This window comes from Flagellimonas eckloniae (assembly GCF_001413955.1).
GTDB classification, from domain to species: domain Bacteria; phylum Bacteroidota; class Bacteroidia; order Flavobacteriales; family Flavobacteriaceae; genus Flagellimonas; species Flagellimonas eckloniae.
Genome location: NZ_LCTZ01000002.1, coordinates 3,943,009 through 3,957,512, shown reverse-complemented (window position 1 = coordinate 3,957,512; position 14,504 = coordinate 3,943,009). Strand labels below are relative to the sequence as shown.

Annotated in this window: 15 protein-coding genes; 8 read left to right on the top strand and 7 right to left on the bottom strand. The window is 36.8% G+C overall.

The features are described from left to right. Positions 1-12: 12 nt before the first annotated feature. From prmA to AAY42_RS17020, 4 genes are read right to left on the bottom strand one after another with little or no spacing between them, the layout of a single operon-like run. On the bottom strand, positions 13-840 hold the full coding sequence (gene prmA, locus AAY42_RS17035) for a 50S ribosomal protein L11 methyltransferase (RefSeq protein WP_055397392.1): 828 nt from the start codon (positions 838-840) through the stop codon (positions 13-15). Between the two features lie 15 nt (positions 841-855). Next, positions 856-1,605, bottom strand: coding sequence for a triose-phosphate isomerase (gene tpiA, locus AAY42_RS17030; RefSeq protein ID WP_055397390.1), 750 nt, complete (start codon positions 1,603-1,605; stop codon positions 856-858). Between the two features lie 10 nt (positions 1,606-1,615). After that, on the bottom strand, positions 1,616-2,710 hold the full coding sequence (locus tag AAY42_RS17025; RefSeq protein WP_055397389.1) for a BT_3928 family protein: 1,095 nt from the start codon (positions 2,708-2,710) through the stop codon (positions 1,616-1,618). After that, the gene (locus AAY42_RS17020) at positions 2,707-3,249 is read right to left on the bottom strand and encodes a DUF1599 domain-containing protein (protein WP_055397387.1); all 543 of its coding nucleotides are present in this window, start codon (positions 3,247-3,249) and stop codon (positions 2,707-2,709) included. Before AAY42_RS17020 ends, AAY42_RS17025 begins: the two co-directional genes overlap by 4 nt. A gap of 94 nt (positions 3,250-3,343) precedes the next feature. Here AAY42_RS17020 and folP point away from each other — a divergent pair, with 94 nt between their 5' ends. The 3 genes from folP to AAY42_RS17005 are packed head-to-tail and all read left to right on the top strand — an operon-like array spanning position 3,344 to position 5,771. Continuing rightward, the gene (folP, locus tag AAY42_RS17015) at positions 3,344-4,177 is read left to right on the top strand and encodes a dihydropteroate synthase (RefSeq protein WP_055397385.1); all 834 of its coding nucleotides are present in this window, start codon (positions 3,344-3,346) and stop codon (positions 4,175-4,177) included. A 44-nt stretch (positions 4,178-4,221) separates the two neighbouring features. Continuing rightward, complete coding sequence (gene cdaA, locus AAY42_RS17010) at positions 4,222-5,007, top strand: diadenylate cyclase CdaA (protein WP_055397383.1); 786 nt, start codon at positions 4,222-4,224, stop codon at positions 5,005-5,007. Next, positions 5,007-5,771: a DUF3667 domain-containing protein gene (locus tag AAY42_RS17005; RefSeq protein ID WP_055397381.1), complete on the top strand. Its 765-nt coding sequence runs from the start codon at positions 5,007-5,009 to the stop codon at positions 5,769-5,771. The genes cdaA and AAY42_RS17005 overlap by 1 nt, the downstream gene beginning before the upstream one ends. Before the next feature lies 1 nt (position 5,772). Here the strand turns inward: AAY42_RS17005 and AAY42_RS17000 are convergent, their stop codons facing one another. Both AAY42_RS17000 and truA read right to left on the bottom strand, forming a co-directional pair. Beyond that, positions 5,773-7,545 carry an ABC transporter ATP-binding protein gene (locus AAY42_RS17000; protein WP_055397379.1) on the bottom strand — a complete coding sequence of 591 codons (1,773 nt, stop codon included), beginning with the start codon at positions 7,543-7,545 and terminating at the stop codon, positions 5,773-5,775. Next, complete coding sequence (gene truA / locus AAY42_RS16995; protein ID WP_055397377.1) at positions 7,532-8,284, bottom strand: tRNA pseudouridine(38-40) synthase TruA; 753 nt, start codon at positions 8,282-8,284, stop codon at positions 7,532-7,534. The genes AAY42_RS17000 and truA overlap by 14 nt, the downstream gene beginning before the upstream one ends. Positions 8,285-8,372: 88 nt before the next feature. Here truA and AAY42_RS16990 point away from each other — a divergent pair, with 88 nt between their 5' ends. The 3 genes from AAY42_RS16990 to AAY42_RS16980 all read left to right on the top strand — a co-directional run bounded on the left by AAY42_RS16990 (position 8,373) and on the right by AAY42_RS16980 (position 10,759). Further along, the gene (locus tag AAY42_RS16990) at positions 8,373-8,867 is read left to right on the top strand and encodes a metallophosphoesterase family protein (protein ID WP_055397375.1); all 495 of its coding nucleotides are present in this window, start codon (positions 8,373-8,375) and stop codon (positions 8,865-8,867) included. A 2-nt stretch (positions 8,868-8,869) separates the two neighbouring features. Next, positions 8,870-9,832 (top strand): MBL fold metallo-hydrolase, encoded by a 963-nt coding sequence (locus AAY42_RS16985; RefSeq protein WP_055397373.1) that lies wholly within the window; start codon positions 8,870-8,872, stop codon positions 9,830-9,832. Between the two features lie 69 nt (positions 9,833-9,901). Continuing rightward, a complete protein-coding gene (locus AAY42_RS16980; RefSeq protein WP_055397371.1) occupies positions 9,902-10,759 on the top strand; it encodes a DUF6503 family protein in 858 nt (285 codons plus the stop codon). An 84-nt stretch (positions 10,760-10,843) separates the two neighbouring features. On the opposite strand, the gene AAY42_RS16975 is transcribed toward AAY42_RS16980, so the two are convergent. Continuing rightward, positions 10,844-11,254, bottom strand: a complete 411-nt coding sequence (locus AAY42_RS16975; RefSeq protein ID WP_055397369.1) for a DUF4293 domain-containing protein — start codon at positions 11,252-11,254, stop codon at positions 10,844-10,846. Positions 11,255-11,446: 192 nt separating this feature from the next. On the opposite strand from AAY42_RS16975, the gene rho reads away from it, so the two are divergent. Beyond that, positions 11,447-13,051, top strand: a complete 1,605-nt coding sequence (gene rho, locus AAY42_RS16970; protein ID WP_055397367.1) for a transcription termination factor Rho — start codon at positions 11,447-11,449, stop codon at positions 13,049-13,051. Positions 13,052-13,177: 126 nt separating this feature from the next. Continuing rightward, positions 13,178-13,840, top strand: a complete 663-nt coding sequence (locus tag AAY42_RS16965; RefSeq protein ID WP_055397364.1) for a hypothetical protein — start codon at positions 13,178-13,180, stop codon at positions 13,838-13,840. Positions 13,841-14,504: the final 664 nt, after the last annotated feature.

The following is a 14,504-nucleotide window of genomic DNA, read 5'->3' as shown; positions in this document are numbered from 1 at the left end:
AATTAAACAAACCTAATTTACATATTTTGTGGAAATCCAATTATTCTTTTCAATTTTTTTTTCAAATTCTAAACCATACGCACCACATTTTGAGGAAATTGCATCAAAATCCTCTAAATAAAAGCCACTTAAGAATAGGAGTCCGTCAGAATTAAGACATTTGGCGTAAATGGGAATGTCCTCGAGCAAAATATTCCTGTTGATATTCGCTAGTATGATATCATACTTTTTATCCGTAAGAAGACCACTATCTCCTTGATAAACATTGACATCTTTACAGTTATTGCGTTCAACATTCTCTTTGGAATTTAAAAAACACCATTCATCTATATCAATGGCATCAACAGATTCTGCCCTCTTCATTTTGGCAAGAATGGCCAAAACTCCAGTACCACAACCCATATCCAAAACCGATTTTCCTGCAAAATCTGTATTTAAAATATGTTGCAACATCATATGGGTGGTTTCATGATGCCCTGTTCCAAAACTCATTTTGGGTTCAATGACAATATCGTACACAACTTGCCCTGGCTCATGGAAGGGAGCCCTTACCATACATTCCCCACCAACCTTTATGGGGTGAAAGTTTTTCTCCCACTCTGCGTTCCAGTTTTGCTGCTCAATTTCTTTTACCGTCCATGAAATTTCAAAATCAGGGTTTTGAAGAATGAATAGATCATTCAAAATATCTTCTTTCCAATCAGATTTTAGGACATAAGCCAACAAACCTGAATCATTCTCCACAAAACTTTCAAAACCCACCTCTCCCAACTCAGCGATTAAGATATCAGAAGCTGGTTGTGCAGGGTCTATTTTAAAATTGTATTCGAGGTATATCAAACTAAATAAACTGACTTAAATGGCCTTGATAATGGCAACAAAATCATCTGCTTTTAATGACGCTCCTCCTATAAGACCGCCATCTACATCTGGTTTTGAGAAAATCTCTTCGGCATTTCCAGGCTTAACACTTCCTCCATATAGGATTGAAACAGTATTGGCAATTGACGAATCATAAGCTTCTGAAATGGTTTTTCTGATAAATGCATGCATTTCCTGGGCTTGCTCTGGGCTAGCCGTTTCTCCCGTCCCTATCGCCCAAACTGGTTCATAAGCCAGAACAATCTTGCTCCATGCATCTTTATTTAAAGTAAACAGCGCATTTTTTAACTGACTTTCCACAACAGAAAAATGGTTTTCTGATTTTCTATCTTCCAATTCTTCCCCAAAACAAAAAATGACCCTCATTCCTTTTTCCAGTGCAGTTTTGGTCTTTTTGGACAATAGGTCGTCTGTTTCTCCAAAAAGTGAACGACGTTCTGAATGTCCAATGATAACTGTATCCACTTCTATGTTCAACAGCATATCTGCGGAAATCTCGCCTGTAAAAGCCCCATTCTCAGCAAAATGCATGTTTTGAGCAGCAACCTGTATGGTTGATGACTGTAAATTTCTTTGGGCCGCAACCAAGTTCACAAAAGTTGGAGCAACAATTACTTCTGCATGCGTATCAGGTAATTTTGCCGATAGCTCGGACAACAAAACTTCTGTTTCATCAAGGTTTTTGTTCATTTTCCAGTTTCCTGCAACTATTTGGGTTCTCATAATATTTTTGTTAAAATGTTAGTTGATCTAAATCGTTATAATGTACTTTTTGTTGAATTGTGCCGCGTTCCAGAACTAAAATTGCTGGGTTGGAACGAACTATGGTTTTTAATGTGGTTTCATCTGTAAAATAAAAATCGAAATCCAAATTATAATCCTTCTTCATTTTATTGGCTCTTTCTTCATTGGAAGCTGACATACCCACAACCTTGTATCCTTTCTGCCTTGCCTTGGCCGTAACGCCAGCAACCTCAGAGAAAAAATCATTATTACTTTTTGCCAAATCATACGCAATGACCATTACCAATTTGTTTTCTTCCAAGATTTCCGAAGCCAAATCCACACCATCCTTTTCAATGGTGAAATCATGGATTGGTGGCTCGTACCCTTTTTGTATTTCGGTGGTTTCAACATCTATAAATTCCCCATCCACAGAAGGGTATTCTCCATTTGTGACTACAATCTTGTCATCTCCATTGACTTTAAAGCGCCATGCATATTCATATATTGCCTTTGGAGCATTATCAGGCACACTCATTCCTTCTTGAATATTCGCTCCTATTTTATAGGGCCTAAAATCTACTGAGGGAAGATGGTTAAGCACCTGGTTGGCAAACAATGCACAAGCGACCAATGACGCTCCTCCAATAATCCAATTGATTTTAGTGTTAAATATGGGTTTGATATATTTTCTACCCAAAAACAGAATCAGAATAAAAATCAGAAGTATGATATCCTTTGTGAAAGACTCCCAAGGGGTCAATTTTACAGCATCCCCAAAACAACCACAATCAGTTACTTTATTAAAATATGCCGAATAGAATGTAAGAAAGGTAAAGAACACAATCATGAGCAACAAGCTCCAAACAGTAATTTTTGGCTTAAACCCTATGAGTAGAAGTACTCCCAAAAGCACCTCCACAATTACCACGAAAATTGAAATTGACAAAGCCATTGGTATCAAAAAAGGTAGGTCCAAAACCCCTTGACTAAAGTATTCCTCTAATTTGAACGAAAAACCGACAGGATCGTTCAATTTAATGAGTCCGCTTATTATAAATAAGATTCCAACGACAATTCTAGAAATCCAGACCAAATACTTCATTCTTCCTCACTTAAATGAATCAACGCAAATACTGCATAATTAACGATGTCTTGATAATTCGCATCTATGCCCTCACTGACCAAAGTAGCTCCCGCATTATCTTCAATTTGCTTTACCCGCAGTAATTTTTGCAAAATTAAATCCGTCAGCGAACTTACACGCATATCGCGCCATGCTTCGCCATAATCGTGATTTTTATTTTCCATCAAACTTTTTGTGATTGAAACTTCGGTATCATAAAGTTTAATGGCCTCATTGGCATCAAGATCAGGCTGCTCAGCCACTCCTTTTTTTAATTGGATTAATGCCATAACAGAGTAATTGATTATCCCAATAAACTCAGATTGTTCTCCTTCATCAACTTTTCTGACTTCATTTTCTTGAAGACCACGAATCCGTTGCGCTTTAATAAATATTTGATCTGTAAGGGATGGAAGTCTCAAAATACGCCACGCCGTGCCATAATCTTTGGCCTTTTTTAGAAATAGTTCCCGGCAGGCATGGATAACCGCATCATATTGTTCGGAAGTCTGCTGCATGTATTCTTGCTAATTTGCGTAAATTTCGTAAAATAAAAGTGCTGAAAAAGCACATCGCCAAAGATAATCAAACACAGCAAAGCAGGTATTTTTTATGACCATAAACTGCAAAGGAGAACTTATTGATCTCGCCGCCCCAAAAATAATGGGAATTCTCAACCTTACTCCTGATTCTTTTTACGATGGCGGAAAGTATAAAGATGAAAGTGCAATTCTTAAACAAGTTGAAAAAATGATTTCTGATGGTGCCTCTTTTATAGATATGGGCGCCTATAGTTCCAGGCCAGGTGCTGAACATGTGCCTGAGGATGAAGAGTTGAAACGAATGCTACCTATACTGGAACTGATACTTCGTAATTTTCCACAGACCTTGACTTCAATAGATACGTTCAGAAGTAAAGTGGCTTCTGAAAGTATTCATCGTGGTGCCGCCCTTATCAACGATATCTCTGCGGGTAATTTAGATGTTGCAATGTTGAACGTTATTGCTACGCATCAGGTTCCATATATAATGATGCACTTAAAAGGAACACCTCAATCCATGCAAAAAAAAGCGGTCTATGATGATTTATTGAAAGATTTGCTTTCTTATTTTTCAAAAAAAGTAAGTGATGCAACCTCCTTAAAAATCAATGACGTCATTATTGATCCGGGGTTTGGTTTTGCAAAAACAACGGCACAGAACTATACATTATTGAGCCATTTAGATTTGTTCCAAACTTTTAATACTCCAATTTTAATTGGTTTAAGCCGAAAATCCATGATTTACAAAATCCTGGAATCTTCTCCAAAAGAAGCCCTTAACGGAACTACTGCCCTGCATACCGTTGCCTTGTTAAAAGGCGCTAACCTTTTAAGGGTTCATGATGTAAAAGAAGCTGCGGAATGCGTTAAACTTGTAGAGGAATTAAAAGCGAACACCCAATAATTTTTGGTTCTGCTATTTTTGCTAATTTTACAAAAACACCGCGGTTGGATTTTCTGAATTTTCTTGAATTTAAAGTTACTGATGTCATAGACATTCTTCTTGTTGCCGCCCTACTCTATTATATTTATAAACTGGTCAAAGGTACGGTTGCCATTAACATCTTTATAGGCATCGTCATTGTATGGGCTTTATGGAAACTTACCGAGTTGCTTCAAATGAAAATGATCAGCAGCATGGTAGGCGGGTTCATGAACATTGGGTTGATTGCTTTAATTATTGTTTTTCAACAGGAAATACGAAAATTTTTATTGATGATCGGTTCTACCAATTTTGCATCCAAACGAAATTTTATCCGCCATTTTAAATTTCTAAAACAAGAAGCCATGCCCACAGATACCGATGTGGATGCCATAATTGGTGCATGCGAAAAAATGGGGAGCACAAAGACAGGGGCAATTATTGTTATTGAGAAAACCAATTCCCTTGATTTTGTAAGATCCTCAGGAGATACCATGAACATTGAAATAACGCAGCCCATTTTAGAAAGTATTTTCTTTAAGAACAGTCCGTTGCATGACGGAGCTGCAATTATCCAAGACAACTACATAACCGCAACACGCGTAATTTTGCCAGTTTCCAATGACCGAAACATTCCATTACGATTTGGATTGCGACACCGTGCTGCCGTTGGAATTACTGAGAAAACAGACGCTGTCTGTTTGGTGGTAAGTGAAGAAACCGGTTCCATCTCCTATATTAAAAATGGTGAATTTGTACCCTATAAAGGTTTAGAGGAATTGGTAAACTTCATTAAAAAAGATCTTGAATAATGGATTGCAAAAATTGTGGCAATACGTTACGAACAGATTTTACATATTGTCCAAATTGTGGTGCGAAAATTATCAAAAATCGATTGTCCTTAAAAAACGTATGGCAAGATCTAAGCTATCAAGTATTAAACTTGGACAATACCTTCCTAAAAACTTTTCGACATCTATTTTCTAGACCAGCGGATGTTGTCAATACCTATATTAAGGGTACTCGAAAAAAATACATGAACCCAATCAGCTATTTCGCAATCGCCATTACGCTTTCTGGAATCTTGTTTTTTGTACTTAAAAAAATATACAAGATAAATTTAATGCATAACAGTTTTACAGAAAAACAGGCGTCAAACTTGGATTTCATTATGGACTATCAGGGATTGCTTTCGTATTTCATAATGCCTATTTATGCCTTGATGACCTGGTTGCTCTTTATTGACAAAAAGAAACTGAATTATACGGAACACCTTGTGGCCAATGCCTATATTACCGGGCAAACTTCTTTTGTTCAGGTACTTATTTGTTTGCCCTTATTCGGTTTTTTTGATATTGGATATGACATTTTCAACTGGGCATTTTTGATAGGTATTGTGATATACCAATTTTTTGTTTTTGGACAAATTCACCAAACCAGTTTTTTAAGCACGTTTGTAAGAGGTCTTATTTATTTGATTCTATTTGCCTTTGTAATGTTGGCACTGGGCATGGCGATTCTTCTAATTGCAACACTAACCGGGCAGATCAGTTTAGAAAGTATTGTCCCAAAATAGATTATGCAACCTCTTCGGCCAAAAACTGGGCTTCATACAAATCATTGTAATACCCACCATTTTTTAGCAATTCTTGGTGTGTACCAATTTCAACAATCTTTCCGGCATCCATCACAATAATCTTATCTGCTTTTTTAATCGTTGCCAATCGGTGTGCAATAATAATTGAGGTTCTACCCTCGGTTATTTTATCCGTTGCGCGTTGAATCAATTGTTCTGAATAAGTGTCTACGGATGAGGTTGCTTCATCCAGGATTAAAATACTGGGGTTGCTAACATAAGCCCGTAAAAATGCGATCAATTGGCGCTGTCCGCTGGAAAGCATAGTTCCACGTTCCTTTACATTATATTGATACCCGCTGGGTAAGCTCGAAATAAAGTCGTGAACTCCGATTTGTTTTGCGGCTGCTTCAATTTCAGATAATGCTACAGATTCTTCGCGAAGCGAAATGTTATTGGCAATGGTATCCGCAAATAGGAAAACATCCTGAAGTACAATGGCAATATGCGACCGAAGTGATTTTAATGTATAATCGCGGATAGTATGACCATCTATCAGGATATCTCCAGAATTAATCTCATAAAACCGGTTCAATAAATTAATAATGGTAGACTTTCCTGCACCCGTAGCACCAACAATAGCGACCGTTTGTCCTGCTTCAACACTAAATGAAATGCCATGTAAAACCTCTTCGTCCTCAATATACCCAAAATGAACATTCGAAAATTCAATAGCACCCTTAACGTCTTGCTTTTCCAAAGTACCTTGATCCGAGATATTACTTTCAGTATCCAGAATCTTAAATACACGGTTGGCAGCTACCATTCCCATTTGAAGGGTATTAAATTTATCCGCTATCTGTCTCAATGGACGAAACAACAGGTCCATCAAGAAAAAGAATGCAAAAATAGAGCCTGTGTCGTTCAACGCAACATTCTCAATGTTTTGAACCACACCAAAGTATACTACCAATCCAATACCAATGGAATATGAGATTTCAGCAATTGGAAAGAAAATAGAATTGTACCAAACTGTCTTTAACCACGCATTTTGATGCTTTTCATTGATTTTTCTGAATTTCTCTTTCTCTATTTCCTCCCGATTAAAAAGCTGTACAATCTTCATTCCAGCAATCCGTTCTTGAACAAAGGAATTTAAGTTGGCTACTTGTGCACGTACTTCTATAAAAGCAACTTTCATGGCCTGTTGAAACAATCGCGTAGCAACCAAGATTATCGGTAAAATTGCAAACACGATCAATGCCAATTTCCAGTTGATTAAAAGCATTATTGCCGCTCCAGAAAGCATTTTCAGCAAATCTGCCACAATAACAAAAAATCCTTGACTAAATATCTCTCCAATACGCTGCATATCGGCAACTGCCCTAGTCACCAACACTCCAATGGATGAATTATCAAAATAGGTCATTTTAAAACCCATCATCTTTTGAAAAAGTCTGATGCGTATATCCTTGATTACCGACTCTCCCAAAAGATTAGCATAATAATTGAACGATAGTTGACAAAGTACCTGTCCGAATAAAGCCCCTAACATGACCAAAACGACTAACGTAAGCTCTTCACTATCCTTTTTGGACAATGCCTCATTTATAATTTCCCTGACCAGAACTGGTGTTAAAACGGCAAACGCAGCAGATAATATGGCAACTATGGCAACTACCCAAAAGATAGTTTTATAAGGCTTGGTATGCTCAAAGATTCTTTTGAACAAACCAAAATCAAATGCTTTTCCTATCTCATCATTTTTGCTCATCAAATATTTCTTTTGGGTATACGATCTTGGTCAAATATAATCCTTTTGCAGGGACAGAAACTCCAGCTTGCCCCCTATCTTTACTTGCGATTATTGCATTTATTTCTTCAGCTTTCATTTTTCCAATTCCTACATTCAACAATGTACCTACTACAGCTCTTACCATATTTCGTAAAAACCGATCTGCGCTAATGGTAAACACCAATTTACATTCCCGCTTTTCCCAAAAGGCATGCTGAACATCACAATTAAACGTTTTAACATCCGTATTGGACTTGGAAAAACATTCAAAATCCGAATGATTTAACAGAAAAGAAGCCGACTTGTTCATAGCCTCGATGTCAAGTGGGTGTTTCACAAAATGTGCGAAATCTGACAAAAATGGGTTTTTCTCTTGAACCAACCAATATTCATAAATCCGTTGCGTAGCATCAAATCTGGCATGAGCATCATCCTTCACATTTTCAATATCTTGAACCGCTATATCTTCCGGAAGAAAAGCATTTAAGCGGAAAACCAATTCCGTCTTATTTTCGATTAAATTAAAATCAAAATGCGCATACATTTCTTTGGCATGCACACCAGCATCAGTTCTACCAGCACCAACTAGTTCAATTTTTTCTCGCAAGAGCGTAGACAAAGCCTTTTCCAATACTTCCTGGACAGTAATGGCATTGGGTTGGTTTTGCCATCCATGGTAAGCTTTTCCGAAATACGAAAATCGGATAAAATATCTCAATTGGTTTCTTTAATTTTAAGGTTTTAAAGATACTTGAATCCCTCGCAAAAGATATCTAACCAACATTTTTTAGCATATTTTTAGCGTTATGACTAAAATTTTACTGCTTTCGGATACCCATGGGCACATGGACGAGACTATTTTAAAATATGTTGAGCAATCCGATGAAGTGTGGCATGCGGGAGATATTGGAAGTCTTGATGTAACTGATAAGCTAAAAGCACTTAAACCGGTACGTGGTGTTTATGGCAATATTGATAACCATGTTATCCAAAAAGAATTTCCTGAACATAACCGATTCTTTTGTGAGAATGTTGATGTTTGGATAACACATATAGGGGGATATCCGACCAAATACAATGTTAAGGTCCGTGAGGAGATTAAATTGAATCCTCCAAAACTTTTTATCTGTGGGCATTCCCATATTTTAAAGGTGATGAACGACAAAAAATTAAATCTGCTTCACATGAATCCAGGAGCTTGCGGAATACATGGTTTTCACCATATGCGTACTATGCTCAGATTTGTAATTGATGGAGAAAAAATATCCAATCTTGAAGTCATTGAAATAGGAAAGAGGTAAATATGAGAGGTTTTTATATAATTGTTTTCTTTATAGCGGTTGCTTGTAACAATAGTAGCAAACAAGTGAAAACGGTTGGTGTGGAACCCGAAGTTGAAAATGTAAAAGTTTCCCTTTATGTTTTGGGAACGGTGCAAGACGGTGGGAGTCCGCATATAGGATGCCAAAAAGAGTGTTGTTCTCTTTTGTTCAAAAGTCCAGACGCCACTCGGAAAGTAGTTTCTTTGGGCTTCGTTGATCACGAGAATAAAAAATCCTATTTATTTGAGGCAACTCCTGATATGCCTTCGCAATTAAAACTATTAAAAGAGCTTTCAGGAATAGACAATGAAACTCCAAACGGCATCTTTTTAACACATGCGCATATGGGCCATTACACAGGTTTGATGTATTTGGGAAGAGAAGCCTTAGGTTCTAAAAAAATTCCTGTTTATGCCATGCCTAAAATGAAATCTTTTTTAGAGAGTAATGGGCCGTGGGACCAATTGGTAGCGTTGGAGAATATTGCTGTTAAAGAGTTGAACAATGAGAAACCAATAAAACTAACTCCAAATTTAAGTGTGGTTCCTTTTACAGTCCCACATAGAGACGAATACTCTGAAACGGTTGGTTACAAAATAATGGGGCCTAACACCTCTGTGTTGTTTATTCCAGATATTGATAAATGGTCTAAATGGAAAAGCAACATTATAGAGGAGATCAGCAATGTTGACTACGCCTATTTGGATGCCACTTTTTTTGATGGGGAAGAAATAAACAACAGGGATATTTCAGAAATTCCACACCCGTTTGTTATAGAGAGTATGGGGCTTTTTGAAAATTTACCAGAAATTGAAAAGAAAAAAATCCATTTTATTCACTTTAATCATACGAATCCACTACTCAATCCCAATAGCAAGCAATTTAAATCCGTACTAAAGAAAGGGTACAGTATTGCTTCTTTTTCAGATAGGGTTAAACTGTAATTTTCTACTATTGTATGTAAGCAACTAGATTTTCCACGTCTAAACGCCCAAACAATTAGTCCAAATAAAATGAAAACATTACGAATAAAGCTTTTTACTATTGCTAGTATTTTACTTTTGGCCTCCTGTGGTCAAAAAGCAAAAAAGATGGAGGTCATTGCTGAAGAAATTTCGGAAGCAGTTTCACCTGAACCTATATATGATACCAACGAGCCAAAGACAATTTTGGCAGCTGTTGCACATGCGCACGGAGGTTGGAATGATTTATGGAAAAAAAAGGATGTAGAGTATACCTATGACTATCGCATTCCATCAAACGGGAAGGCCGATATTTCTACCGAACGCTACATTTTTGATTCTGAAGCTTCTTTTGGTAAATATTCGCAACATGAAATCAACGTAGTGCCAGATAAAGATGGAGAAGTAACTCAATGTTTTGATGGTAAAGAAACCATGGTTATGATAAATGGAGAGAAAAATGAAGACCCACAATTAATAGCAGTAAGTGATTTTCTAAGAAGGGCCAATTACTATTGGTTTACAATGGCCTATAAATTGAACGATAAAGGTACCGTTGCCAAATACCTAGGTCAAGAAGAGTATAATGGAAAGATGTATGATAAAGTACATGTAACTTATGACCCAGAAGTGACTGGAAAAGAACAAAACGACATTTACATCCTATATGTAAATCCAGAAACGAAAATGATAGACAGATTTTTCTTTTCGTTACCTTTCTTAGGTGTCGAGGAACCCGCTATTGTTGCCAACTACGAATACGAAGATATAGATGGGCAAATGATTTCAACGAAACGCACTTATTTTATGCCGAGTGAGCAGGGTTATTCCGAAAAACCCAACCTGATCCAAACCATGACCAATGTAAAATTCAATAATGGGTTTACCATAGAAACATTAATGCAATGATTTTTAAATCCTGAGAATCAATAAAAATAAAAAACCCGGCCTTGGCCGGGTTTTTCTCGCACTAATACTACTAAGATGTTAGGTTTAACGCAAACGATCAACAGATTTTACAAGATCTTCATCCTTTTTGATGGCTCTGTTGGACAGAACCAGAAAAACGATAGAAAATACAGGAATCAACATCCCAATACCCTTCTCAGAAATTTCACTTTCTCCGGATAAGTTTAGCGATCGGTAAACGAAAAATCCTAGTAAAAAAAGATTTAATATCATATTCAATCTGTTCATTACAAATTGATTTTGCCTGTTTTTGAACATAAAAATCGAAATCAAAGCCAAAGCCGCAGAAACGTAAAATACAATGCTGATCCAAAGCTCACTTTTGGCAAAGACTTTAATTGCTTCAGCATCAATCCATAAGTTTAGAACCAATGGTAGTACTCCTGCTATTAGGGCAACTATCACTAAAAAAAACGTTTGAATACGCTGAATCATTGTTTAAATTGATTTCGGAAGGCAAAAATAAGCGTCTTTTCGGTAAATGACCCCTATTGTTGAAAAATAATTTGTATACTTGTGTCGTTATTAGCGAAGCACTTACCCAGGGAATTCTTTCCCATCGTAGTACCCAAATAACTTTTTACTTCAATTATATACATTATACAAGTTTAACTTATTCATTACTTAATGTTCGAGATTTCAGATCTAAAAGCTAAAAAGCTTCCTGAATTGCAGGAAATTGCAAAAGGACTAAACGTTCCTAAATTTAAGACCCAAAAAAAACTGGATTTGGTCTACCAGATATTGGATGTGCAAGCTTCCAATCCAAAAGTAGTGCAGGAAAGCACTAAAACGCCCCAAGAAAAGCAAGAAAAACCAGCTCCAAAACCCAGAAAGGAAAGAGCTCCAAGACCAAAAAAAGAAGCAAAGGAAACTGTTTCGAAAACAACTACGGAACCTGCAAAGGTCAGTGCTGAAACTGAAGCGGTTGATAAAAAAGAGACCGCCCCTTCAACTCAACCCCATAAAAGAGAGCCCCACAAACAAAATGGCCCTCAAAAGAATCAAAATAACAATAGAAGAAACAATCCCCACCAAAGAAATGGTGGGCACGAAAAAAAGAGCAGTAATTTTGATAAAGATTTAAAAAACAGGTACAAAGAACCTGAGTTTGAATTTGATAGTATTATTGAAAGTGAAGGTGTGTTGGACATCATGCAAGATGGCTACGGCTTTTTACGGTCTTCGGATTATAACTATTTATCTTCTCCTGATGATATCTATGTTTCACAGTCACAAATTAGATTATTCGGCCTTAAAACCGGTGATACTGTGTTGGGCAACGTAAGACCTCCTAAAGAGGGAGAAAAGTACTTTCCCCTTATAAAGGTCAGCAAGATAAATGGATTAGATCCGCAAGTGGTTAGAGATAGGGTGTCATTTGAGCACTTAACGCCCTTATTTCCAAAAGAAAAATTTAAATTGGCCGAGCGACAAAGCACATTATCTACACGAATAATGGATTTGTTCTCTCCTATTGGAAAAGGACAGCGGGGCATGATAGTTTCCCAGCCCAAAACTGGAAAGACAATGTTATTAAAAGACATTGCCAATGCAATTGCCGCAAACCATCCAGAAGTATATCAAATTATTCTTTTAATTGATGAACGCCCAGAGGAGGTTACCGATATGCAACGTAATGTTCGTGGCGAAGTGGTGGCTTCTACGTTTGATAAAGAAGCTACAGAACACGTAAGAGTTGCCAATATTGTATTGGAAAAGGCAAAACGTTTGGTAGAATGCGGTCATGATGTTGTTATTCTTTTGGATTCAATTACCCGGCTTGCAAGAGCTTATAATACCGTGCAACCGGCATCTGGAAAAGTATTGAGTGGTGGTGTTGATGCCAATGCCCTTCATAAACCAAAGCGTTTCTTTGGAGCTGCAAGAAACATTGAAAATGGCGGGTCGCTTTCAATTATTGCAACAGCGCTTACAGAAACTGGTTCTAAAATGGATGAAGTCATCTTTGAAGAATTTAAAGGAACCGGTAACATGGAACTCCAATTAGATAGACGAATTTCTAACCGTAGAATATTCCCGGCTATTGACCTTATCTCTTCTTCTACACGTAGAGACGATCTTTTATTGGATGAAGCTACAATTCAACGCATGTGGATTATGCGTAAGTACCTAGCAGACATGAATCCTGTTGAAGCCATGGAGTTTATGGAACAGCGCATAAAACAGACCAAAAATAATGAAGAGTTTTTGTTGACGATGAATCAATAAAATTTTTCAACAACATATCTAATTCCCTTTGAGTAATCTCAAAGGGTTTTTTATGCACTCATTTTAAAGAAAAAACATATCTTTAGTACGGTTTCCCCATACTATGAACCTTAAAATTCTTACAGCATGAAAAACACCAAAAGAGCAGCCTCTCTTTTTTTGGGATCAATGCTCCTTTTTTTAGGAGCTTGTCAGCAAATACCAAAAAAAGAAAAACCTCATGAAAAACCACGTGAAAAAGTTGAACCACCAAAACAGATTATCTCTCTAGAGGAATCCAAATCTTTGTTTGACAACTATTCAAGAAATAGAGCCGGATTGATTGAGACTTATGAAAAAGAGCACTATCCTAAAGAAGAGTTTCATGTTGCCCGCTTTGTATCATGGGATTTTGATACCATAAAACAGTATATAGCATTTATTGAACAAGAAGCAAAAACAGCCGAAGTAGATATTTCCTCGCTTCGTTTCTATTTTGCCAATTACCCAGATAAAAATGATTTCCCCGATAAGGATAGGATTGAACATGCAAGGCAAAATTCTATTTTTATACTTCCAGCAATGGAAGTTGACGGACAAGATTACGGATTTTACATTGGTGCAGATGGCAAGGCAAAACTTGTTAAAGATGCAGTTGGTGAACAGGGTATTGGAAATATCTCAGATGATAGGGAAAAATCTTATGCCGGTTTTGCACCTAACTTATCTACCGCACCTCCAATATATGCCGCGCAGAGTTTAACACTCAACCGAGGGAACAGTGCACCGCCACCACCACATGATTACTAAAAAATGGTCCACGAATTTCTGGAATTTCTTAAAGAACAGTATTTCATCCCGTTTTACTTTGTTACATGGGTAATATCAGCTTTAAACTACAGGAAATATTTTGATACCGTATTAAAATATTTTCCTGTATTTATTGCGTATACTTTCTTTACTGAAGTCTTGGGCTATTTTATAAAATTTCATGATGGATTTCAATTCTTTTCAGATGAAAGGTACTCTTGGGACAACGTTATCATTTACAACGTATACTCAATAGTATCATTTTCATTTTTTTACTATATATATTTGAATACACTGAAAAACCAAAAACATAAAAAATGGTTGAAGTATGGTATACTGGTATCTGCAATTGGATACCTAGTCAGCATCTTTGTTCAAGACCCTTTCCATATTAACCTTTATTACGCAGACCTGATAGCCTCCATTGTTCTTCTATTTGCTATTGGATTGTATATTAAGGAAAAAATGGGAGAACCTAGTGACCATCCAATGAAGTTCAACCTATTGTTTTGGATAAGCTTGGGACTTGTCGTTTTCCACATATTTTTTCCATTTATATTTTTGTTGCTTTATGAAGCGATTGATTTCTATTATAAATATCACCTTCACGAGCTACTCATAATTCTAATTATGGTCATGTATTGTTTATTCTCAATAGGGTTTT

Bases quoted from the DNA above. Each gene is read 5' to 3' on its own strand.
- AAY42_RS16990 (WP_055397375.1), top strand. From the start codon at position 8,373: ATGACTAAAATTTTACTGCTTTCGGATACCCATGGGCACATGGACGAG.
- folP (WP_055397385.1), top strand. From the start codon at position 3,344: ATGACCATAAACTGCAAAGGAGAACTTATTGATCTCGCCGCCCCAAAA.
- AAY42_RS16985 (WP_055397373.1), top strand. From the start codon at position 8,870: ATGAGAGGTTTTTATATAATTGTTTTCTTTATAGCGGTTGCTTGTAAC.
- AAY42_RS16980 (WP_055397371.1), top strand. From the start codon at position 9,902: ATGAAAACATTACGAATAAAGCTTTTTACTATTGCTAGTATTTTACTT.
- AAY42_RS17000 (WP_055397379.1), bottom strand. From the start codon at position 7,545: ATGAGCAAAAATGATGAGATAGGAAAAGCATTTGATTTTGGTTTGTTC.
- AAY42_RS17005 (WP_055397381.1), top strand. From the start codon at position 5,007: ATGGATTGCAAAAATTGTGGCAATACGTTACGAACAGATTTTACATAT.
- AAY42_RS16965 (WP_055397364.1), top strand. From the start codon at position 13,178: ATGAAAAACACCAAAAGAGCAGCCTCTCTTTTTTTGGGATCAATGCTC.
- tpiA (WP_055397390.1), bottom strand. From the start codon at position 1,605: ATGAGAACCCAAATAGTTGCAGGAAACTGGAAAATGAACAAAAACCTT.
- rho (WP_055397367.1), top strand. From the start codon at position 11,447: ATGTTCGAGATTTCAGATCTAAAAGCTAAAAAGCTTCCTGAATTGCAG.
- AAY42_RS16975 (WP_055397369.1), bottom strand. From the start codon at position 11,254: ATGATTCAGCGTATTCAAACGTTTTTTTTAGTGATAGTTGCCCTAATA.
- AAY42_RS17025 (WP_055397389.1), bottom strand. From the start codon at position 2,710: ATGAAGTATTTGGTCTGGATTTCTAGAATTGTCGTTGGAATCTTATTT.
- AAY42_RS17020 (WP_055397387.1), bottom strand. From the start codon at position 3,249: ATGCAGCAGACTTCCGAACAATATGATGCGGTTATCCATGCCTGCCGG.